The organism is Rhizobium mongolense USDA 1844 (genome assembly GCF_000419765.1).
GTDB classification, from domain to species: domain Bacteria; phylum Pseudomonadota; class Alphaproteobacteria; order Rhizobiales; family Rhizobiaceae; genus Rhizobium; species Rhizobium mongolense.
In genome coordinates this window covers 188175-208929 of record NZ_ATTQ01000009.1, presented here as the reverse complement: position 1 = coordinate 208929, position 20755 = coordinate 188175, and the positions used below count along the sequence as shown (strand labels likewise).

Sequence of the window (20755 nt, the reverse complement as noted above, 5' to 3'; positions counted from 1 at the left end):
TCTCCGCCTTGAGGCCATCAGCCATCAGTGCCTTGTCATGCCTTCACGTGTCAGCCTGAGATGGTGTCCTGCGAAGGCATAGGTCACGCCGGGTGATATCGTCGAATTTGCTGATGGGCGGGAGCGGTGTCGAAAACCGCAAAAAGGAGCCACACGCATGAAAACGGCAATGATCAAGATCGGCGTAGCCGCCTTGCTTTGCGCCAGCGCGGCCTTCGGTGCGTTCGCCCAGGAATTCACCAGGGGCGTCGTCAACAAGGTCGACGCCAAGGCGAAGAAGGTCACCATCAAGCATGAAGACCTGAAGAGCCTCGACATGCCTGCGATGACAATGGTCTTCCGGGTCGAAGACCCGGCTCTACTCGACAAGCTGCAGGAAGGTACGAACATCGAGTTCGTTGCCCTACGCGTGAATGGCAAGCTGACAGTCACCGAGGTAAAATAGCAGCATCCTGCCGCCCGGATCCACCGGGGCGGCAGGACATCGAGGAGTGAAGACGATGCACAGGAGAAGCTTCATCGCGATGGCGGCATCCGCCCTGGTGTTCCTTGGCTGCGGGGTCCGCGCCGCCGCCCCGTCGAAGATGACCGTCTACAAGGACCCGAACTGCGGTTGCTGTCGCGAATGGTCGAAGGCGATGGCGGCGGCAGGATTCTCCGTCGACGTGCGCGACACCGACGACCTTGCCGCGGTCAAGGCGCGGCTGGGTGTGCCCACCGCCGTGGAGGGATGCCACACTGCCATCGTCGAGGAATACTACCTTGAGGGACATGTTCCGCTTGAGGCCGTCCAGCGCCTGCTGCGGGAGCGGCCGCCGGTCCGAGGGCTGGCCGTGCCGGGCATGCCACCTGGCTCGCTGGGGATGGGAGACGACCCGCAGGCGTCTTATGACGTCTATGCGATCCCTTCGGGAACCGGCGCACCATACCTATTCATGGAGATCCGCCCCCGGAAGGTCTGACGTCGCGATCGATCGGCCGCGCCAAGCGCTGGGCAGCGCAGAGCCCAACCGCGCGATCCTGCTTCCAGTCGGTGATTGCATCATCCCGTCGGTTCGCGCACCGAAACATCGACCGCATGTCAGCGGAAAATCCATAGCGCGCGAGCGGCGCATGCTTGCGTCCACGACCGTCCCTCGCCAGAGTTTATCGAGCCGCTGCCGCCGAGCGAAGCGATGTGGAAAGACGCGGACGGACGGCATGAGTGCGGATTGTGCAAAGGATCAGGGACAACGGATTGGGCGCGTATCTCCCGCTTCCGTGGTCAATGCGCGCCGATCCTATCATATCCGCGAAGGCTCCGAGGCTCCAATCAGCCGGCCGGCTGCTTGGTCTTCCTGAGATAAGGAAGGACGGTGTCGAAAGAGCCGAAGCGCGAGATCGCGTCTTCGTTCGTAACCGCAGCCGTGATGATGACGTCTTCCCCTTGCTGCCAGTTTGCAGGTGTCGCCACCTGATGCTTGGCCGTCAATTGAATGGAGTCGATGGCACGCAGGATTTCATTGAAGTTGCGGCCCGTCGTCATCGGATAAGTGAGGATGAGCTTGATCTTCTTGTCGGGGCCGATGACGAAGACAGAGCGCACGGTGGCGTTGTCGGCCGGCGTGCGGCCTTCCGAGCTCTCGCCTGCGCCTGCCGGCAGCATGTCGTAGAGCTTGGCGACCTCGAGATACTTGTCGCCGATCAGTGGATAGCCGACATCGAAACCGGTAGCCGTCTTGATGTCGTTCTTCCACTTGCCGTGGCTTTCCACCGGATCGACGGATATGCCGATGATCTTGACACCACGTTTACTGAATTCCTGTTCGAGCCCGGCCATCGCGCCGAGTTCCGTCGTGCAGACTGGCGTGAAGTTCTTCGGATGCGAGAACAACACCGCCCAACCGTCTGCAATCCACTCATGAAAACGGATCGGTCCCTGCGTCGTCTCGGCGGAGAAATCTGGTGCAATATCGTTGATACGAAGGCTCATGGTTAGGTTCCTCTCTCCTGGCTCACGGTTGAATTCCAACTTCCGCAAGCGATATACGCTCATCTTAGCCGACAGCAAGCGGGTTGCGTTCGGCTGCACGCTTCAAACATTGGTAACCGATAGCGTGCCTTCAACCCGCCGCCGGTGGCGGGTCCGGCTCTTCAACGTTGTCAAAAGACCATATCCGCTCGGCCAGCGCCCGAATCCGCTTGCAACATTGATATGTCCGGCCATTCCAATGTTCCTGAGGTCGGATTTCCAAAGGCGCGCAAACATCGTCAACCGCTCAAGACTAATATAGATATCGTTGAGACTGCCAACGACGATGCTCGCAAAAGGAAGCGCCTTGGTCGGCATCGTGCCGAAGGCGAGGTGACCGGGGTGGAGCGCTTCTGTCGAAGGCAGATCGCACGGCGCAACTAGAAGGGCTCCCCTGACGCGCCGAGCCGATGGTCGACCTGCCAATTGGGCGGTCAAAAGACAACCGAGACTGTGAGCGACAATATAGGCATCGTCCTCCTCGGCTAGCGTCTCCTCAAGTCTGAGGATCCAGTCGTGCAAGCGGGGCCGATCCCAATCGTCCTGTTCGACAAGCCGGCTGTCCGGGTGCTCCTTCAACCAATAGTCCTGCCAGTGCCCCTCGCCGGAACCGAAGAGGCCGGGGAGAATGAGTGTTCGGCTCATTGCGACACGCCTCTTCGTAAGTCAAACCTCGACATGCCGCGGCATTTTATTGCGGCCGTGCACCGGGTTGTCTGCATCGGATCACTCCTTAATTTCGCGAGGATATCAAGCGTTGAACGTTATTCGGCGGCCGCGAGTATCGCGTCTCCTGCGGGAAAGAAAGCTGCAAGTTCGCTCACAACTTCGCCAATCCTCTCTGACAGTGCCTCCGAAGAAACCTTGTAGTTCTCGAAATCGCGGTCCGATCCATAGACGGCCGTCGGCAAAGTGTGGGACATGAAGAACCCGAAGAGCGGCCGCAGTTGATGTTCGACCATCAGAGCATGCCTGTCTCCGCCGCCAGTTGCCGTGATGATGATGGGCTTTGCGCGCAATTCACCGGGGTCGATAAGGTCGATCAAATGTTTGAACAGACCGGGATAGGATCCCTTGTAAGTCGGCGAGCCGACGATCAAAGCGTCAGCGCTGACGACCGCATCGATGACGCCCTTCGCCTGATCGTCCAGGTCCTTTCGCCATAACGCACTGCCGAGCGATGGGCCAACATCGCTCAGATCATAAACGGTACGCTCGAAGCCATATCTTCGGGCCGCGCGATCGGCAACGTCCTCAACGAGTACATAGGTCTTGGAAGGACGGTTGAAGCTGCCGGCAATTCCGACCACTCGCAAAGCGGCCATCTGTTTTCCTTTCCGATTTGAATGGTGAAACAGACTATTGTCTATGAATTTAATAGATTAAAGGAATGAGCATGTCCCGAAATGGATGACGGGGAAATTTCTTTCTGCCCCGGCGACTGACCAGCTTCTATGAATCGCAGGTGCGGAGCTCCATATGCGCAGCGTCTAATCGCCGGGAATCGATTTTTGAAACCCGATAATGGCAGGCATGATCGGAGTTGCGTTAGAGATTTCAACAGTCGTTGGTGATCGGATCCATCGGATCAGACATCTGGAATCGGCAATGGCAGCCAGCCTAATTTAGAGATCCGCTCCTTGCGTCGAACTGCGCGTCGCTAAGATCTTGTCGATGCGCATACCATCCATATCGATGACCTCGAATCGCCAACCGTCGAACTCGAAGACCTCACCGGTCTCTGGTATGTGCTGGAGCTGATGAAGGGCAAAGCCCGCAAGCGTATGGAAATCAGCGTCCGGTTTGTTGCGCAGGCCTAGTTTTTCGAAAGCGTCGAAGGCCGGCATCATTGCATCAACGAGCAGTGAGCCATCTTCGCGAACCACGATAGCCGGTTCCTCGTCGGATCCCGGCAATTCCCCGGCGATCGCCTCCAGCAAGTCCGTCTGCGTGACAATCCCCTCCAGACTGCCATATTCGTCGATGACGATAGCGAGGTGGACCGGTGACGCCTTGAAGCTGCTGAGCACGCGGACCACCGAGGTTCCTTCGTGAAGCACGAGCGGCTGCTTAATGACATCCATCGGCCGGATCTTGCCGCCGTCCAAAACCTGATCGAGCAAGTCCTTCTTAAGAACCATCCCGATCGGCTCGTCGATTGAGCCGCGAGCGACGAGAAGCTGTTCGTGCCTGCACTCCCTAATCGTCCTCAGAATTTCTGCCTCGCTGTCGTCGGCATCGAACCACTCGACGTCGAGACGCGGTGTCATGACATCGGAGATCGGTCTCTCGCCGATATTGAGGACGCGCTCGACGAGCTGCTGCTGCACCTGGTTGAGAAGACCCGCCTCCTGGCTTTCGGCCACCAGCAACTTCAGCTCATGCGGAGAGTGGAAGGAGGATTCGCCAGTTCCGGCGTGAAGACCGAAAGCACGAAGCACGAAGTTACCCATACCATTGAGGGCAAATATCGCCGGCTTGAATAGGATAAGAAAAAACCCAAGCGGCCGGACCACGGCCAATGACGTTCCCTCGCTACGCTGGAGAGCGAGGCTCTTAGGTGCCAGTTCACCAAGCACGATGTGAAGCGCCGTTATGATCACGAACGCAATGACGACTGCGATGGCATGAGAGCCTGTCCTTGCCCAGTCACCGGGCAGCCAGGCCAAGAGCGGCTCGATCAGATGCGCCAGTGCCGGTTCGCCGACCCAGCCCAGAGCGAGCGAAGAGATCGTTATGCCGAGCTGTGTGGCCGCAAGGTTTGCATCGAGATTGTCCACGGCCCGCTGAAGCGCTGAAGCGTTCATACGTCCGGCGGTCACGAGCTCGGCCACGCGGCTGCGCCTGACGGAAACCAATGCGAATTCGGCAGCCACGAAGAAACCGTTGGCGCCCACGAGAAAAAACACGGCAAGAATTCCGACATAATCAAGAATACCGCCATCTTGGCCCGTCATGAGTTGATTGTCCCTAACTGTTGAAGGAAACAATATCGTAGCATGTGCAAGCGCAAACGGGCACGCGCCAATAGAGACTGTTTTGTCTTTTCCATGAGCAGGAGCGCAGACGAAAGTGCCGATCGCAGGCCGTGGCAGCGACAGACCTCCATGACAGCGTCGCTGATGCCTAAAAGGAAAGGTCGAGAACCCGGCCCTCGAAGAGGCGATCTCTCGATCCTTCGAGATGGGCCTTCATCAGATCCCGGGCGTCGTCTGCCCGGCCGTCGGCAATAGCCTTGTAGATTTCATCGTGTTCCTGAAACACTTTCTGAAGCCCCTGCCGGGGGCCGAGAAGCGACAGCCCATGCAGATGCATACCGACCGCGATATGCGGTTTGAGGGCGTCCATGGAGGCCGTGTAATAGTGATTGTTCGCAGCCTCAGTGACAGCCCGGTGGAACAGGAAATCGGCGTCTGTTCGATGAAGCTGGTGGTTCGTCGCCTCACGAAGGTCCGCAAGCGCTGTTGCGATCTTCTCAAGTGCTGCACTGTCGCGGCGTTTGGCGGCGAAGTAAGCCGCCGCGGGCTCGATCGTCAGGCGAAATTCGTAGCAACGCTGAATGTCCGCGATTGTCTTGACAGGCGAGTAAGCCAGTTGCGCGGCAGGCGAACCGTGGGCGCTGACGAAGGTTCCTGCCCCCTGTCGGGCATAAACCATGCCCTGGTCGCGCAAGCGTGCGAGCGCGTCGCGAACGATCGGGCGCGATACGCCGAGCATCGAAGCCAGTTCATGCTCTCCCGGCAAGCGTGAATCGGGAGGATAGTTTCCGGCGCGAATACGCTCCAGAAGCTGGTCGAAGACGCGATCAACCAGCTTCACGGCCTTTCCGCGCTCTGGCTTTGCAGCTGGGCCGGTACCTGCGTTCAAAGATGCGCCATTTGCTTCATCCACGTTCATTCTCCCCGCCGCCATCCGCTACGCCGCCTGATTCCGCACAATCAGTTTTAGCAAACTATCGGAGCTGCCGAAGCCCCCGGACTTTACCGCACAACGGAGATTTCGCCCGTCTGCGGCTGTAACGTCGAACCACGGCACGCCTGCCTCGATTTCACCTTTCGGGACAAGGATGCGGATACCAAGCTCGCGAAACACCGCAAGCGCAGTATCGCCACCGCCAACCATCAACATATCCGGCCGCGTATCGTCCATGGCCGATTTTACGCCTTTCGCAAAGCGATGCGCTACGGCTGCAGCATCATCTGCAATTTCGCCGCGACAGCGAAGCAGAGCCGGGAGCGCCAAACCTTCGCCGCATTCCACAGCACCCATCGGTGCGTCGGCGATCATGCGCAAGGCACCGGATGCCTCAAGGCGGTCCATCTGCTGGGCCGTAATCGGATCGCGGGAACCGAAGGCAAAGAGCGTCTTACGGGCCGGCTCAAAGGTTTGGCTTTGCACGCCCGCCTTCCCCAGGCGTCTGGCCAGGGCCGCGCCAAGGCCACGCGCGCCGACGGCAAGAACCGAACGCCAATCATTTTCGCCGGCGATAGAGTCGAGATCAATATCATCCTCGGCATCTGCAACAGCCACTGTTTGCGAATGGTTGGCAAAAAGCTCGGCAACCGGGATCGGATTATCCACACCACGCCCGACGACGCAGCCGCGATAGGTAATGCGCTCCTGGTCCGGAACCGCCGGCGCGACCAGAACCGACTTGAAGGCGAATACCTCGGCGAGGGCCGCGCTTTCGGCAGCGACGTTGCCTTTTAACCTGGAATCGATCTTCTTCATGACGATCGCAGGTTCGGCGGACAGCAAGAGCTGTGCTGCGAGCCGCACCCTATGTGCGGCCGCATCCCCTGCAAGAGCACGCGAGGCTGTGTTGATGACGACGACATCGGCGCTCCTCGCAATCGCCTCTTTTGCCGCCTCAACATCAATGGCAACCGCAACCGCAAACCCTGCCTTTACGAACGGCGTGCCCGTATCGAGCGCCCCAGTCAGATCGTCGGCAATGATGGCGACTTTCAGCGTCATGTCGTCTGTCCCGTATTGACGGCGTGGCAGGCAACGAGATGGCCGGGTTTTGCTTCCTTCCATTCCGGAACGAGCCTGCTGCAGACATCGATTGCGATCGGGCAGCGGGTGTGGAAGCGGCAGCCGGACGGCGGGCTGAGCGGACTTGGAACGTCACCCTGCAGGATCTGGCGCTTGCGGCTTCGCTCGTGAGAAGGATCGGTTTCCGGCACGGCCGAAAGCAGCGCCTTCGTATAGGGATGCAACGGATTACCGAACAGCTCTTCGCGGCTGGCAAGCTCGGCAAGCCGGCCGAGATACATGACGCCGACGCGCGTGCTGATATGGCGGACGACCGCCAGGTCATGCGCGATGAAGAGATAGGTGAGGCTGTATTTTTCCTGCAGGTCGAGCAGCAGATTGATAATCTGTGCCTGGATCGACACGTCGAGCGCTGAGATTGCCTCGTCGCAGACGATGAATTTCGGCTGGCAGGCAAGCGCGCGCGCGATGACGACGCGCTGGCGCTGGCCGCCTGAAAGCTCATGCGGATAGCGCTGCACAAAGCGCGCCGGCAGCCCAACATCGCTCAGGAGGGTTGCGACCTTGTCCTTGAGCTCAGCCTTGGTGCACAACTTGTGAAAAAGGATCGGCTCGCCGATCGCCTCGCCGATCGTCATACGCGGATTGAGCGTCGAATAGGGATCTTGAAAGACGATCTGCAGGTCGCGGCGGAATGGCCGCATTTCCTTTTCGCCAAGCCTCGACAGATCCTGCCCCTTATAGACAACCTTGCCGCTCGTCGCCTTGTAGAGATTGAGGATCGTGAAACCGGTCGTCGATTTGCCGCAACCGGATTCCCCGACAAGGCTTAGGGTCTCGCCTTCCATGATATCCAGATTGACGTTGTCGAGCGCATAGACGGTCGCCGAGCGCTCGCCGAAAGCGCCGAGCTTGACGTGGAAGTGCTTGACCAGGTTTTCGACCTTAAGAAGCGGTTCAGCGCCCATCACGCAGCCTCCTGCATTTTCTGCACTACAAAACATGCGGCGCGGTGGTTGGCGGCTCCAGCCAAAGGTTCAAGCTTCGGAACGCGCTCGTGGCAGATCGTCTCGACAAGCGGACAGCGCGGGGCAAACGGACACCCTTTCGGGCGGCGGCCGGGCTCAGGCGGTGTTCCTCCGATCGAACTTAGACGGCTTGCAGGCGCGTCCGAGAGCTTAGGGATCGACGCAAGCAGCCCGCGCGTATATGGATGGCTCGGCCGAGCATAGAGCTCATCGACCGGCGCAACTTCGACGACAGTGCCGGCATAAAGCACGGCCACGCGATCGACGAGACCTGCAATCAGCGCCAGATCGTGCGTGATCCACACGACAGACATGCCAAGCTTGGCCCGCAGCTCCTTCACGAGATCGACGATCTGGGCCTGGATCGTCACGTCGAGCGCCGTGGTCGGCTCGTCGGCGATCAGTAGCTTCGGATTGCAGGCAAGGCCGATTGCGATCATCACGCGCTGGCGCATGCCGCCGGAAAGCTCATGCGGATAGGCCATCAGGCGTTCCTCAGGGCCGGGAATACCGACCAGTCGCAGGAGTTCGACCGCCCGCACGCGGGCATCTGCCTTGCTCATCTTGCGATGATAGATCAGCGGTTCGCAGATCTGGTCGCCGACGCGCATCACCGGATTGAGCGAGGTCATCGGATCCTGGAAGACGAAACCGATTTCACCACCCCGCACCTTCCGCAAATCGGCGTTCGACATCGTCTGCAGATCGCGCCCGTCGAAATGTGCCGTGCCCCTGGCGACCTTGATCTTGTTCGGCAGGAGCCGCATCAGGCTCAGCATCGTCAAGCTCTTCCCGCAACCAGACTCGCCGACGACGCCGAGCGTTTCGCCCTTGTTGACGTAAAGATCGATGCCATCGACCACGACAGCGGTACCGCGGCGTGTCTCAATCTCGACGGTGAGGCCGCGCACGTCCAGAAGGCGTTCCATAATGGTCGTATTCATTACTTGCTGCCCCGCGGATTGAGCGCGTCATTGAGACCGTCGCCCAGGAAGCTGAAAGCAACCGAGGCAAGGCCAAGCACAGCCGCCGGCGCGGCAAGTAGGTGCGGATAATGCTGCCAGACGCGCAGGCCATCCGAGATCATGTTGCCCCAGCTGGGAGTGGGCGGATTGACGCCGACACCCAGGAAACTGAAGGCGCTTTCAAGCACCATCGCCGTACCGAGACCGGCGCTGACGGAAACGATCAGCGGACCGAGTGCATTCGGAATGACGTAGCGCTTAATGACGATCCAGTTCGAAAGGCCGAGCGCCTGCGCCGCCGTGATATAGGGCCGGCTGCGGATCGACAGGACCTGGGCGCGGACGAGACGGGCGTAAGGCGGCCAGGCGATCAGGGCCATTGACCCGAAAACCAGGATGAAATCCACCCAAACCGTCTGACGATAAAAAGGATTGAGAGTCTCCAGGTAGCGGGCCTCCATCCAGTTGGTGATCGGCGATTTCAGCGAAGCGTTGATGACGACGACCAGGAGCAGGTTCGGCACGGACATGGTGACATCGGTCAGCCACATGATGACGCGATCGAACGGATCGCCGAAGAAGCCAGCAACAGCGCCGAGGGTCAGTCCGATCAGAACGGCGACGAGCGTGACGATCACGGCGACGAGAAAGGCAGTGCGTGTGCCGAAGACGACGCGGCTGAAGACATCCCGGCCAAGATCATCGGTGCCGAATAGATGTGTCAGCGAGGGCGCGGCATTGCGGGCCTCAAGGTCCTGGCCCAGGTAGTCATAGGGCGTAAGGTATGGTCCGAAGACCGCTGCGAGGGCCAGCACCAGGACAACCGCGAGGCCGAAAAGGGCAAGCCTGTTGCGCTTCAGGCGGAACCAGGCATCGCGCCACAGGCTGACCGGCGGTTCTTCGGCGGTCTCGAACGTCGAGAGGGGGACGGCGGACATTGTCAGCGGCTCCTTCTTGCATCGTTGGCGCGTGGATCAAGCAGCGGATAGAGAACATCGACCAGAAGGTTCGAGACCATGACCAAGAAGGATCCGATGAGCGTGATCGCCAGGATGACGGGATAATCGGAATTCGTGAGCGCCTGCACGGTCAGGCGGCCGAGGCCGGGTAGGCCGAAGACCAGTTCGACGAAGATCGCCCCGTTGACGATGGTGATCATGATGAGTCCGAGCTGGGTGACGACCGGGGTCAGCACCGGGCGCAGGATATGCCTGAGAGCGACGACGATTTCCGGCACGCCCTTGGCGCGTGCCGTACGTACAAAGTCCTCCGACAGCACTTCAATGACTGCCGCACGCGTCTGGCGTACGATAAGCGCAATCGGCTGAAAGGACAAAACAATCAGGGGCAGCAGGATGCGGACATCAAAGATACCGCCCCAGCCGTAGGGAACCTTGATCATCGGCAGGAAGACGATCAACCCGACCATGAGCAGCGGTCCGGCGACATAGGCCGGAATTGCCCATAAAAACAGGGCCGAGCCGAGGATCGTATAGTCGAGCTTGGAATTCTGATTGAGCGCGGCGATCATGCCCAGGGGGATGGCGACGACCGCTGTCAAGATGATGGAACAGAGCGCCAGTTTGAAGGAGACGGGAGCGGCTGCGGAAACCATCGCCCAGACCGAGCGGCCCGAGGTCAGCGAATTGCCGAACTGGCCATGCAGCAGGTTCCAGATGTAAAAGCCGAACTGCTCGATGAATGGTTTGTTGAGGCCGGCGCTCTCTCGAATGGCTTCGATACGCTCCGGATTATAGGCGACGTCGCCCGGTGCACGAAGAAAGATCAGCTTGATCGGATCGCCGGCACCGTAAAATGCCATCGCATAAACGGCCATCATCACGACAAGGACGGACGGAATCCAGATGGCAAACCGCGTTAACACGTAGCGAAACAAAGCCACCTCCACCTGTTGTTCGGTGCGGTTCTCACGGGAGCGCCGCGGACAACCGCGCCTTGCTTGAACATGCGCGAAGGCCTTACGGTCTTCGCGCGGCTGCTGTTCAGCTACCAAGATCGGCGAAAGCCGTCATGCTTGCCCGATGGAAATGTCCCATGGCGCAACCACTTGCCAGTCCAGGTTCTTCTCCATGCCCTTGACCTCCTTCGTCGCCCAGCGGGACATCGCCTGAGAATACCATGGAATGAATGCCCAATCGTCGCGGAACGCCTTTTGAGCCTCCTGCGCCAGTTTCACGCGCTGCGGGTCGTCGGCAGCCTTGGTCGCGGCTTCGGCAAGCAGGCTGTCCACCTTGTCGTTCTTGTAGCCCCCGAGCTTGTTCTGGGCGTTCGAGGACGTGGAGGCGATGGAACCGGCAAGATAGGAAACGGCATCCGGGACACGCGTGCCGACATCGTCGCGGAAAATCTGAACCGAGTTCTGGTCGGGCCCGGCATAGGCGTCCTGTTGCGGCTTCATGTCGACTGCGGTAATGCCGAGGTTCTGACGCCACTGTTCCGCGATGAACTGGGCAGCTGCCTGGATCGCGGGCGCCGAGACGCCGACGAACATGATCTTCGGTAGCCGCTCGGGACCACCATAGCTCGATTCAGCAAGCAGCTTCTTTGCGCCTTCCGGATCAAAAGGATAGGGGTCGAAGCCGGAGCCGTCCGCACCAGGCACGGAATTCAGGATCTGGTCTGCCTTCTTGTGCGGCCCATCCGGATAAGACGCCTTGAAAAGACCGTCGCGGTCAACCGCCATGATCAGTGCCTGACGCACTTTCGGATCGTTCATCGGTGCACGCGAGGTGTTGAACCAGAAGTGCTGGCTCGTAGGAATGATCGGGCCTGCCGAAAACTCCGGGCCGAGATCCTGGATAATCGTCGAGGTGACGAGTTCCGTGTGGACGTTGTATTCACCGGAATTGATGAGCGAAGTCGCCGTCACGTTGTCTTCGATCGAGCTGATCTCGATGCGAGCAAGCTTCGGCTTCGGACCGAAGAAATTCTCGTTCGGCTCAAATGTCAGAGTCCCTGCGTCGATGTCGATGCTCGTGAGCTTGAAAGGACCCGAATAGACGGCATTATTGTCCGGCTTATACCAGTCGGTAATCTCCTCGCCGTCGCCGCCTCTCGACTGCGACGCCTTGGTCACCGGAATGATATGGTTTGCCAGGCGCATGAAGAAAATCGGGTCAGCTTGCGTGAGCGTAACGGTGACCGTTCCTTCATCCGGCGTTGCAACCCCGGTAAGCTCAGTGCCGGAACCGGCTCCGATCTCTTTGTAGCCTTGCACCTTGCTCAGCACTTGGTCGGCGCGCTGGCTCTTGGTGTTCGGCATCGAGGCCACTTCCCATGAACCCTTCACATCCGCCGACGTGATCTTGCTGCCGTCAGAAAAAACAGCCTTCGGATCGAGCTTGAAGGTCCAGACCTTGTTGTCGGACGATTCCCAGCTCGTGAATACATAAGGCTGCAACTTGCCTTCTGTGTCGAAATACATCGGCGATGCCCACCAGAAAGAATTCCAGCGGAAGGTTCTGCCGCCGCCGCGCAGTGGCGACCAATCCTGGTCGAAAGCCGGATTGATGGCTTTCAGGACCTGACCTTCCTCGGCCATGACAACCCGTGCGCCCATGCCGAACATCGTCAGGCCGACGCCTGCCGCGAGGCCGAGCTTCAGCGCATCACGGCGCGAAATTTGTGAGGCAGTCTCGTTCTCGCGAATTGTCATCTGCTCCTCCCATGAGCATTCAATGCGCCCTCGAAAGCCCTCCCCGAGCCAGCGCGATGGAATTGAGCCGCAGAGTCGCGCGACAATGTAAATCTGTCAATATAAAATTCAGATTCGAGGCTTCAAAATTCTTGATGCTAGGTTTTATTGCATTATAACAGTAACTTAATCTTTCAGCAGCATCAACGCACAGCTTGTAAGATTGACAACAACTTATCCTATGAACGAAAACATTGGGACAAAAAACGCATGAAGGCGCTGTCGCTTTTTGCGAGGAGGAAGAAATGAGCAATCATAAAATTACAGGCGTCTTCAGCGCCGCAACCACGCCTCTCAACGCTGACGGCAGCCCGGATCTTGGCCTTTTCACCGAGCATTGCCAACGTCTGCTTTCCGAGGGATGTCACGGTGTGGCGCTTCTCGGCACGACGGGCGAAGCGAACTCATTCTCGATGGCCGAACGGCGCACGATTCTTGAAGCGGCCCTGAACGCCGGCATTGCGGCCGAAAACCTTCTGCCGGGGACCGGCGTTGCCGCCATTCCCGAGACCATCGAGCTCACCAATCATGCGCTTTCGCTCGGAGTGACCAAGGTCGTTATGTTGCCTCCCTTCTACTACAAGGGCGTATCGGACGATGGCCTCTTCAATGCTTATTTGCAGATTCTGAGCCGAGTGAACGACAGTCGCCTGCGCGTCATTCTCTATCATATCCCGCAGGTCTCCGGCATTCCGATCTCGATCCCATTGATCGGCAGACTCGTCGACGCCTTCCCCGAAACCGTGGTTGGCATCAAAGAATCGGCGGGCGATTTCAATAACATGCAGGCAATCATCGCCGCTCATCCCGGCTTTTCGGTGCTTTGCGGCGCAGACCCATTGTTGCTGCCTTTGTTGAAGGCAGGTGGTGCCGGCTGTATTACGGCCACGTCCAATTTGGTCGCCTCTTCGCTCCGCGCCGTCTATGACCACGTTCACGACGCGACACGCGCGGCAGAGGTCGATGCGGCGCAAGACCGCATCAATGCCTATCGGACGCTTTCGAATTCCTATGTGCAGATCCCGGCGATCAAGGCGATGGTCGGCCTCAAGACGGGCGACAGCGCGTGGAAACGCACGCGTCCGCCACTGGTAGCGCTCAATGACGCCGAGTATGCGGCTTTGTCCGAAAGCTATGCGCAGTTGCCATAAGGAGAACCCCATGAGCTTGACAGCTTTGCCGCCGGAAAAGGTCCCCGTATTGATGACCGGCCTCATCAAGCCGAATTCCGCTCACGCTGGCCGCGCAGACGCCTACCTGCCCTCTCCATGCATCCAAAACCATGCCGCCAACCTTGCTTTTCTCCCCGACGGGACCTTGAGCTGCGTCTGGTTCGGCGGCACGATGGAGGGCATGGGCGACATATCGGTTTACATGTCGAAGCTCGCCCCAGGCTCCACGCAATGGTCAGAGCCGCAGAAACTTTCAGACGATCCTTCAAAATCAGAGCAGAACCCTTTGATTTTCAACGCCCCTGACAGGGCCGTCTGGTTACTTTACACATCGCAGACTTCCGGCAATCAGGATGACGCGGTTGTCAAATGCCGAATATCCGACGACGACGGAAAAACCTTCGGGCCGGTCCGGCTTCTTTGCGATCTGCCCGGAACCTTCGTCCGGCAACCGATCGTGGCCAACGCCAAAGGAGACTGGCTTTTGCCGGCATTCCGTTGCGTCAGTCTGCCGGGCCAACGATGGAGCGGCGATGCAGACGCCGCAGGCGTGCTGATTTCCCGCGATCAGGGAAAGTCCTGGATGATGACCGACGTTCCCGACAGCCTCGGCGCAGTCCATATGAACATTCTGGCACTTGGCAAGGGCAGGATGATAGCCTTCTTCCGCAATCGTTTTTCGGAGAACGTCCTCTCGGCTGCGTCAGAAGACGACGGCGAAAGCTGGTCTCGTCCACGTCCCATCAACCTGCCGAACAACAACTCGTCCATCCAGGCTGTTTTGCTGAAGGACGGCAGGATTGCAATGGCTTACAACCACAGCAATGCCGAGACTTCCAATGCGCGACGCAGATCGCTTTACGACGAGATCGAAAGCGATCAGATGGAAATGGGCGCCGCTGCGGCGGTGACATCGGGCCGCAAGGCAGTATGGGGCGTGCCGCGCGCGCCTCTCAGCCTTGCCGTATCGGACGATGGCGGTGCAAACTTCGAACGCGTTGTCGATCTCGATACCGGCGACGGCTATTGCCTTAGCAACAATTCCAAGGATTCGCTCAATCGCGAATTCTCCTATCCCTCAATCGTTGAAGGCCCGGACGGAACACTGCACATCGCCTATACCTATTATCGTCGGGCAATCAAATATGTCCGGCTTCCGGCCGAGGCACTCGGCTAGCCAACTCATCGTCGATTATTGACAAATATACGTTCAAACTGGCAGGGAGGATTTTCAATGGTGCCAGCACGGCTGCGTGGGCCGATGGCGTTCGTTATTATCTAACAAAATCAAATGGATATCTAGCTTCTCCGCGCTGCGTTTTCGACTTTGCGCATCCAGACTTTTTATGATCTTTCGAGTGGTGTCTGAGCATTTTTCTTGCCAGAAACGGACAGCTGATATAACAACTTTACATCACCGACGGCGATCGGCCGTTTCTGTTAGGGAGGAGCCGCTTTCATGGACAGTCTGGGTTCGCCTATCACGACCATCAGGCCGAACATCATCGAGTTCGGCATCGGCACGGCTGGCAAACTCGGCAAATGGGCCGCAGAGAAAGGCTACCACCGCACGCTCGTGATTTCGGATGCCTTCAACGCTTCACGCATCGATGCCCTCGCGATCCAAGGCGAGGTCGCAGTGTTTGGCGATGTCACACCGGAACCCGACATCAGTAATCTCGACAGGGTGCTGAGTGCTGCCAACGCCACCCGGGCGGAACTCATCGTCGGCTTCGGCGGCGGCAGCGCCATGGATCTTGCCAAGCTCGCCTCCGTGCTCGCCGGTTCGCCGCAAAGCCTGCGAGAGGTCGTTGGACCGAACAAGGTTCAGGGGCCGCGCAAAGTGGCTCTCGCACAAGTGCCTACGACATCGGGAACCGGCAGCGAGGCGGGCATCCGCGCGCTGGTGACCGATCCTGAAACGATGTCGAAACTTGCCGTCGAAAGCGTCCACATGCTTGCCGATATCGCCGTCATCGACCCGGCGCTGACCTTTACCGTTCCGCCCCGCACGACGGCTGCGACCGGTGTGGATGCAATGGCCCATTGCGTTGAGGCCTTTACCAATCGCAAGGCGCATCCGATGATCGATATCTACGCGATCGAAGGCACGCGGCTCGTTGGCAAATATCTGGCACGCGCCGTCAGGGACGGTGCCGATGCAGAAGCGCGCGCTGGCTTATCACTTGCCTCCCTTTATGGCGGCTTCTGCCTGGGACCGGTCAATACGGCGGGCGGTCACGCCCTCGCCTATCCGCTCGGCACTCGCTGGCATGTCGCGCATGGCGCTGCAAACGCATTGATCTTCCCGCATGTGCTGGCTTTCAACACACCGTCCGTTCCGGCCAAGACCAAGGCGGTCATGGAAGCTCTCGGCCATCCCGCTTCGGATGAGGCCAAATCCGTCTTCGCAGCCGCCTATGAGTTCTGCGCGGAACTCGGCATCGAGATGAAGCTGTCGGGTTTGGGTGTGCCGGAAAGCGGCCTCGACCAGATGGCCAACGATGCCTTTGCCATCCGCCGCCTGCTCGATAATAATCCGCGCGATCTGACACGCGACGACATCCGCTCGATCTATGGAGCCGCCTTTTAGGCCGGCCCTTTCAAAGGGAATTTGACTGATGGTCAAAAATGCAAAAGTCGCAGTCACGCTCGGCGATCCGGCAGGCGTTGGCCCGGAAGTCATCGTCAAGTCGCTTGCGGCAATGCCACGACACGAGCGCCGCGATTTCGTGATCGTCGGCAATAGCAAAGCACTGGAGCGCGCCTGCCGCACGACCGGCATCGACCTGCGCTTCGGGCCATCTGCATCGGAAGACGGATCAACCATTGCCGTCGACGAGGTGGCGCTTGACGGCAGCCTTCCCGAAATCGGCAAAGTCAGTCCCATCGCAGGCGACGCTTCCGTTCGCTACATCAGCCGCGCGGTCGAGCTTGCGATGTCGGGCGATGCGGACGTCATCGTCACCGCGCCGATCAACAAGGAGGCAATGAACCTTGCCGGACATCACTTCGACGGCCACACGGGCCTGCTTGCGCATCTGACCGGCTCGAAGAGTTCGTTCATGCTGCTTGCCTCTGACCGCCTCAACACGATCCATGTTTCGACACATGTCTCGCTGCGGGGCGCCATAGAGCGCGCCAAGACGGACCGCGTCATTGCAACGATCGAAGCTGGCCATAACCACTTTGTCCGCCTTGGCAAGAAACCGCGCATCGCCGTTGCCGGCATCAACCCGCATTGCGGCGAAAACGGCCTCTTCGGCACGGAGGACATGGAGTTCCTCACCCCTGCGGTCGAACTGGCTCGGGCCAAGGGCATTGACGTGGTTGGCCCGATTTCGGCCGATACCGTCTTTGCGCGTGCCTATAACGGCGCCTTCGATCTGGTGATTGCCCAGTATCACGACCAGGGCCACATTCCGATCAAGCTCGTCGCCTTCGAAACTGCAGTCAATGTATCGCTCGGCCTTCCGATCGACCGCGTCTCCGTCGATCACGGCACCGCATTCGATATTGCTGGCACCGGAAAGGCAAACCACGCCAACATGCTTTCGGCGATTGCCTATGCGCAGCTGATGGCGCGTTCGCCCCGCCAGCGCGCATAGTGAACGCTCGATGTAACGTTACAGATAATCTACCCACACGCCGCCGGCGTCGGCAGAGCGCACGCAATTTTCCACCCAGCGCACGCCCTCGAGCCCCGCATCGATGCCCGGAAACGCAAGGCCTTCGATGCCGTCCGGCGCAAGACCGTGCTCCTTGTTAATGGCGAATCCGAAGCGTCGGTAGAGGTTTGCCCAGGCCTCAAAGAGGCCTTCTGGATGGCCGCCACCGATGCGGTCGTCGATCCTTGCTTCGGGGTAGAGATAGCCCATGCCACGTTCCAAAATGCGCGCCGGCTCTCCCTGGACCTCGTAGGAAAGCTGGTTCGGCCGCTCGTCCCACCATTCGATGCTCGCCTTTTCGCCGACAATGCGCACCTTCTGTCCGTGCATGGAGCCCGCATTGACGGCGCTCGACCAGACGGTGGCAATAGCACCGTTGTCGTATTCCATCAGCGTAACGGCGTTGTCTTCAAGGGGCGCGCGGCTTTTGACAAAGCTCTGCCGGGCGCACATCAACCGCTTGATCGTCAAATGCGGCAGGATCACTTCCGAGATATAGAGCGGGTGCGTTCCAACATCGCCGAGCACATAGCTCGGGCCTGCGGTTGTCGGATCGACGCGCCAACGCGTGGAAGGGTTCTGATCCTCGACCGGCGCACTGTGAAAACCATGAGCAAATTGCAGATTGACGATGCGGATCTCGCCGAGATCACCGTTTTTCACCATAGCCCGCGCCTGCTCGATCATCTGATGACCGGCATAACCATAGGTGACGCCGACGATCTTATGACGCGCCTGCGACAGCGCCTTCAGCTCTTGCGCTTCCGAAACGGTGAAGCAGAGCGGCTTTTCGCAAACGACATGCAGTCCGTGTTCGAGGGCCGCCTTGCAAATCGCAAAATGGGTGTTGTTCGGCGTGGCGACCGACACCGCCTCGATGCCATCGGGCCGTTCAGCCTCTGCGGCGAACATCGCCGCATACTCCGGATAGCTGCGAGCCTCATCAAGGCCGAGGTCGACACCGAAAGCGCGGCCGCGCTCCGGATCGATATCAAATGCACCGGCCACGAGTTCGAACGTGCTGTCCCTTAGCGCTGCCGAGTGGTGGATATAGCCGATCTGGCTGCCACGTCCGCCGCCCACCATGCCCCAGCGGATCGGCTTTGTCTTGCTTGCTGACATGTTCAGTTTCCTCTTGTCTTAGAAGCCGACTGACCGCAGGTAGTCGCGGCTCTCCTTCACGTCCTGGAGGCTTCCTGCCACGCTTAGAGGATCGCGTTCCTGTTCGACGGTGATGAAACCGTGATAGCCGATCTCCTGGAGCACTCTCCCGACGGCCGGATAATCAATGACGCCGCGCCCGATCGGGCACATAACCCCCTCAGCGCAGGCCTCAAAGAAACGGATCTTCTGGCCGAGCACGCGCTCGAATACGGCCTGATCGATATCCTTGAAGTGCGCATAATCTAGCCGCTCCGCATAACGGCGCAGTGTCTTGACCGGATCCATGCCGGCATAATAGGTGTGGCCGGTATCGAGGCAAAAGCCGGCGGTTTCGGCCGGGACATCGATTGCGATCCGCTCGATCTCATCGGCAAATTCGATGTAGCCTCCGGCATGGGGATGGATGACGGCGCGAACGCCATATTTGCTGCTTGCAAGTTCGGCGATTGCCTTGATGTTGGCGACCATGCCCGCCCAGGCGCCATCGGAAAGCCGGGGTGCCCGGTCAGAGTGGCCGGCGGCATAATCCCGCTCGTCATGACCCCAGTCCATTACGGTCAGATAAGGCGTCCGGAATCGCTGGCCCGTCACCTGCTCCGGCTGGGGCAACGTGATGATCATGGCGCAAATTTCGTCCGTCTGCCGCAGAAGGTCTTCCCGCTTGGCCGGAGAGACAAGATCGTCGAAAATTGTGCCGGCGACGATGAAGAGGCCGCGGTCGGTGAGCGCCTTTGCCACCTGTTGATGATTGAGTGGCACGTAGCCATAGGGGCCGAGTTCGAGGCCACCATAGCCGGCAGCGGCCGCCTCATCGAAGACGCGCTCCCAGGCCGGCAGGTTCGGGTTGTTGACGTCGTCGACGCCCCAGCAGCATGGAGCAGTCGTAATGGTGATGGTCATGGAGTAATTCCCTGCAGAAGGTCGGTGATGCAGTCTTTGCTCAAGCGCTCTTTGCCGGCCAATACTTGTCGACATACTTCTGGATTTCGGAGCGCATGAAGCGGCCGGATGCATCGGCCCGATCCTCCCAGCCGAAGACGCAAGCCGTGACGATACCGTCAAAGCCGATCTTGGCGAGCGAACCGAAGAAGACATCCCAGTCGATCTCGCCCTGATGCATGTCCATGTGCTGGTGGATCGTAACCTTCGCACCGGGAGGATTGATGATGTAGCGAAGGCCGGACGAGGCCTTGTGGTTATAGGTGTCGGCGACATGCACATGGGCAATCATCGGACCGGCCACTTCGATCATCCTGGCCATGTCGTCGCCGAAGTAGAAGGTGTGCGGCGCGCAATAGAGGAACTTGACATTCTTCGAACCAATGGTCTTCAGCATGTCGAGCGCCGGATGAAGCGTCTCGCACCAGTCTTCCGGATGCGGTTCCATGTTGAGTGTTACGTCGTGCTTTTCGAAGACCGGGACCAGCTCCTCGATCGACCGCCACCAGGCTGCCTCGCTGGTTTCATGCGTATAGTGCCCGCCGCAGCAATTCGACTTGTGGCCACGGTCGGGCGACGGGCCGCGGCCGAACTCCGAGTTCATCGTATCGCAACCCATCTCGACGGCAATCTCGATGGCCTGCTTCCAGTAACTGACCGCGGCTACCCGCTCGTCTTCATGCGGGCTTGCCCAGCGATACATGGGAAGCAGCGAGGCCAGCTTGACCCCACGATCCGTGAGCGCCTTCTTGAACTCGGCAATCCGCTCCTTATGAGCGCGCGGACGCACCCACCAGGGAAGAAAATCATCCCGTGGCGACAGCTCGATATAGCCGTAGCCGAGCTCGGCCGTCTTCCGGCAAAGCGCGTTCAGTCCCAGATGGCGGTGCATATGCGGGTCGAGTGCGATTCTCATGATGTCTCCTCCTTCATCCGGGCTGGCCGCTTTCAAGCCACCGGACCTGTCGATCGGCTTCGAACTTCGGCGTCTCCTCCCGAGTCGACGGCGAGATTACGCGTGCTTGCAGACCACGAGCCAATCCTTCCTTGATCAAATTTGATCATTGACGCAGTGGTGCGCAGATGCTGTATTCG

At 59.2% G+C, this 20755-nt stretch carries 20 protein-coding genes; 6 read left to right on the top strand and 14 right to left on the bottom strand.

What is annotated here, in order from left to right:
- The first annotated feature begins 157 nt into the window (after positions 1 to 157).
- A complete protein-coding gene (locus A3C3_RS0119320) occupies positions 158 to 445 on the top strand; it encodes a copper-binding protein (protein ID WP_022716229.1) in 288 nt (95 codons plus the stop codon).
- Between the two features lie 55 nt (positions 446 to 500).
- Positions 501 to 962: a DUF411 domain-containing protein gene (locus A3C3_RS0119315; RefSeq protein WP_022716228.1), complete on the top strand. Its 462-nt coding sequence runs from the start codon at positions 501 to 503 to the stop codon at positions 960 to 962.
- A 350-nt stretch (positions 963 to 1312) separates the two neighbouring features.
- Here A3C3_RS0119315 and A3C3_RS0119310 read toward each other — a convergent pair whose 3' ends face one another.
- From A3C3_RS0119310 to A3C3_RS0119260, 11 genes are all read right to left on the bottom strand, one after another.
- Entirely contained in the window at positions 1313 to 1972 is a 660-nt protein-coding gene (locus A3C3_RS0119310) for a peroxiredoxin (protein WP_022716227.1), read from the bottom strand.
- A 102-nt stretch (positions 1973 to 2074) separates the two neighbouring features.
- A complete protein-coding gene (locus A3C3_RS0119305; protein WP_022716226.1) occupies positions 2075 to 2656 on the bottom strand; it encodes an RBBP9/YdeN family alpha/beta hydrolase in 582 nt (193 codons plus the stop codon).
- A gap of 119 nt (positions 2657 to 2775) precedes the next feature.
- Positions 2776 to 3336, bottom strand: coding sequence for an FMN reductase (gene msuE, locus A3C3_RS0119300; RefSeq protein WP_022716225.1), 561 nt, complete (start codon positions 3334 to 3336; stop codon positions 2776 to 2778).
- A gap of 300 nt (positions 3337 to 3636) precedes the next feature.
- Positions 3637 to 4968, bottom strand: coding sequence for a hemolysin family protein (locus A3C3_RS0119295; RefSeq protein WP_022716224.1), 1332 nt, complete (start codon positions 4966 to 4968; stop codon positions 3637 to 3639).
- Positions 4969 to 5137: 169 nt separating this feature from the next.
- Positions 5138 to 5902, bottom strand: a complete 765-nt coding sequence (locus tag A3C3_RS0119290; protein ID WP_022716223.1) for a FadR/GntR family transcriptional regulator — start codon at positions 5900 to 5902, stop codon at positions 5138 to 5140.
- A gap of 24 nt (positions 5903 to 5926) precedes the next feature.
- The gene (locus A3C3_RS0119285; RefSeq protein ID WP_022716222.1) at positions 5927 to 6988 is read right to left on the bottom strand and encodes a four-carbon acid sugar kinase family protein; all 1062 of its coding nucleotides are present in this window, start codon (positions 6986 to 6988) and stop codon (positions 5927 to 5929) included.
- Positions 6985 to 7977 (bottom strand): ABC transporter ATP-binding protein, encoded by a 993-nt coding sequence (locus A3C3_RS0119280; RefSeq protein ID WP_022716221.1) that lies wholly within the window; start codon positions 7975 to 7977, stop codon positions 6985 to 6987. The genes A3C3_RS0119285 and A3C3_RS0119280 overlap by 4 nt, the downstream gene beginning before the upstream one ends.
- Complete coding sequence (locus A3C3_RS0119275; protein ID WP_022716220.1) at positions 7977 to 8981, bottom strand: ABC transporter ATP-binding protein; 1005 nt, start codon at positions 8979 to 8981, stop codon at positions 7977 to 7979. The genes A3C3_RS0119280 and A3C3_RS0119275 overlap by 1 nt, the downstream gene beginning before the upstream one ends.
- Positions 8981 to 9940 (bottom strand): ABC transporter permease, encoded by a 960-nt coding sequence (locus A3C3_RS0119270; RefSeq protein ID WP_022716219.1) that lies wholly within the window; start codon positions 9938 to 9940, stop codon positions 8981 to 8983. The genes A3C3_RS0119275 and A3C3_RS0119270 overlap by 1 nt, the downstream gene beginning before the upstream one ends.
- Positions 9941 to 9942: 2 nt before the next feature.
- Positions 9943 to 10899 (bottom strand): ABC transporter permease, encoded by a 957-nt coding sequence (locus tag A3C3_RS0119265; RefSeq protein ID WP_028739795.1) that lies wholly within the window; start codon positions 10897 to 10899, stop codon positions 9943 to 9945.
- 132 nt (positions 10900 to 11031) lie between these two features.
- Positions 11032 to 12678 (bottom strand): ABC transporter substrate-binding protein, encoded by a 1647-nt coding sequence (locus tag A3C3_RS0119260; RefSeq protein ID WP_022716217.1) that lies wholly within the window; start codon positions 12676 to 12678, stop codon positions 11032 to 11034.
- Positions 12679 to 12962: 284 nt separating this feature from the next.
- Here A3C3_RS0119260 and A3C3_RS0119255 point away from each other — a divergent pair, with 284 nt between their 5' ends.
- The 4 genes from A3C3_RS0119255 (at position 12963) to pdxA (ending at position 17497) form a co-directional block, all read left to right on the top strand.
- Positions 12963 to 13868, top strand: coding sequence for a dihydrodipicolinate synthase family protein (locus A3C3_RS0119255; protein WP_022716216.1), 906 nt, complete (start codon positions 12963 to 12965; stop codon positions 13866 to 13868).
- 10 nt (positions 13869 to 13878) lie between these two features.
- Positions 13879 to 15066, top strand: coding sequence for a sialidase family protein (locus A3C3_RS0119250; RefSeq protein WP_022716215.1), 1188 nt, complete (start codon positions 13879 to 13881; stop codon positions 15064 to 15066).
- A 282-nt stretch (positions 15067 to 15348) separates the two neighbouring features.
- The gene (locus A3C3_RS0119245; RefSeq protein ID WP_022716214.1) at positions 15349 to 16482 is read left to right on the top strand and encodes an iron-containing alcohol dehydrogenase; all 1134 of its coding nucleotides are present in this window, start codon (positions 15349 to 15351) and stop codon (positions 16480 to 16482) included.
- A 28-nt stretch (positions 16483 to 16510) separates the two neighbouring features.
- Positions 16511 to 17497: a 4-hydroxythreonine-4-phosphate dehydrogenase PdxA gene (gene pdxA, locus A3C3_RS0119240; protein WP_022716213.1), complete on the top strand. Its 987-nt coding sequence runs from the start codon at positions 16511 to 16513 to the stop codon at positions 17495 to 17497.
- 18 nt (positions 17498 to 17515) lie between these two features.
- On the opposite strand, the gene A3C3_RS0119235 is transcribed toward pdxA, so the two are convergent.
- The 3 genes from A3C3_RS0119235 to A3C3_RS0119225 are packed head-to-tail and all read right to left on the bottom strand — an operon-like array spanning position 17516 to position 20576.
- Positions 17516 to 18679, bottom strand: a complete 1164-nt coding sequence (locus tag A3C3_RS0119235) for a Gfo/Idh/MocA family protein (RefSeq protein ID WP_022716212.1) — start codon at positions 18677 to 18679, stop codon at positions 17516 to 17518.
- Positions 18680 to 18697: 18 nt separating this feature from the next.
- A complete protein-coding gene (locus tag A3C3_RS0119230; RefSeq protein ID WP_022716211.1) occupies positions 18698 to 19621 on the bottom strand; it encodes a sugar phosphate isomerase/epimerase family protein in 924 nt (307 codons plus the stop codon).
- A 40-nt stretch (positions 19622 to 19661) separates the two neighbouring features.
- On the bottom strand, positions 19662 to 20576 hold the full coding sequence (locus A3C3_RS0119225; protein WP_022716210.1) for a sugar phosphate isomerase/epimerase family protein: 915 nt from the start codon (positions 20574 to 20576) through the stop codon (positions 19662 to 19664).
- Between the last annotated feature and the right edge of the window lie 179 nt (positions 20577 to 20755).

Coding starts and splice junctions, on each gene's coding strand:
- A3C3_RS0119320 (WP_022716229.1), top strand. CDS start 158: ATGAAAACGGCAATGATCAAGATCGGCGTAGCCGCCTTGCTTTGCGCC.
- A3C3_RS0119315 (WP_022716228.1), top strand. CDS start 501: ATGCACAGGAGAAGCTTCATCGCGATGGCGGCATCCGCCCTGGTGTTC.
- A3C3_RS0119310 (WP_022716227.1), bottom strand. CDS start 1,972: ATGAGCCTTCGTATCAACGATATTGCACCAGATTTCTCCGCCGAGACG.
- A3C3_RS0119305 (WP_022716226.1), bottom strand. CDS start 2,656: ATGAGCCGAACACTCATTCTCCCCGGCCTCTTCGGTTCCGGCGAGGGG.
- msuE (WP_022716225.1), bottom strand. CDS start 3,336: ATGGCCGCTTTGCGAGTGGTCGGAATTGCCGGCAGCTTCAACCGTCCT.
- A3C3_RS0119295 (WP_022716224.1), bottom strand. CDS start 4,968: ATGACGGGCCAAGATGGCGGTATTCTTGATTATGTCGGAATTCTTGCC.
- A3C3_RS0119285 (WP_022716222.1), bottom strand. CDS start 6,988: ATGACGCTGAAAGTCGCCATCATTGCCGACGATCTGACTGGGGCGCTC.
- A3C3_RS0119280 (WP_022716221.1), bottom strand. CDS start 7,977: ATGGGCGCTGAACCGCTTCTTAAGGTCGAAAACCTGGTCAAGCACTTC.
- A3C3_RS0119275 (WP_022716220.1), bottom strand. CDS start 8,981: ATGAATACGACCATTATGGAACGCCTTCTGGACGTGCGCGGCCTCACC.
- A3C3_RS0119270 (WP_022716219.1), bottom strand. CDS start 9,940: ATGTCCGCCGTCCCCCTCTCGACGTTCGAGACCGCCGAAGAACCGCCG.
- A3C3_RS0119260 (WP_022716217.1), bottom strand. CDS start 12,678: ATGACAATTCGCGAGAACGAGACTGCCTCACAAATTTCGCGCCGTGAT.
- A3C3_RS0119255 (WP_022716216.1), top strand. CDS start 12,963: ATGAGCAATCATAAAATTACAGGCGTCTTCAGCGCCGCAACCACGCCT.
- A3C3_RS0119250 (WP_022716215.1), top strand. CDS start 13,879: ATGAGCTTGACAGCTTTGCCGCCGGAAAAGGTCCCCGTATTGATGACC.
- A3C3_RS0119245 (WP_022716214.1), top strand. CDS start 15,349: ATGGACAGTCTGGGTTCGCCTATCACGACCATCAGGCCGAACATCATC.
- pdxA (WP_022716213.1), top strand. CDS start 16,511: ATGGTCAAAAATGCAAAAGTCGCAGTCACGCTCGGCGATCCGGCAGGC.
- A3C3_RS0119235 (WP_022716212.1), bottom strand. CDS start 18,679: ATGTCAGCAAGCAAGACAAAGCCGATCCGCTGGGGCATGGTGGGCGGC.
- A3C3_RS0119230 (WP_022716211.1), bottom strand. CDS start 19,621: ATGACCATCACCATTACGACTGCTCCATGCTGCTGGGGCGTCGACGAC.
- A3C3_RS0119225 (WP_022716210.1), bottom strand. CDS start 20,576: ATGAGAATCGCACTCGACCCGCATATGCACCGCCATCTGGGACTGAAC.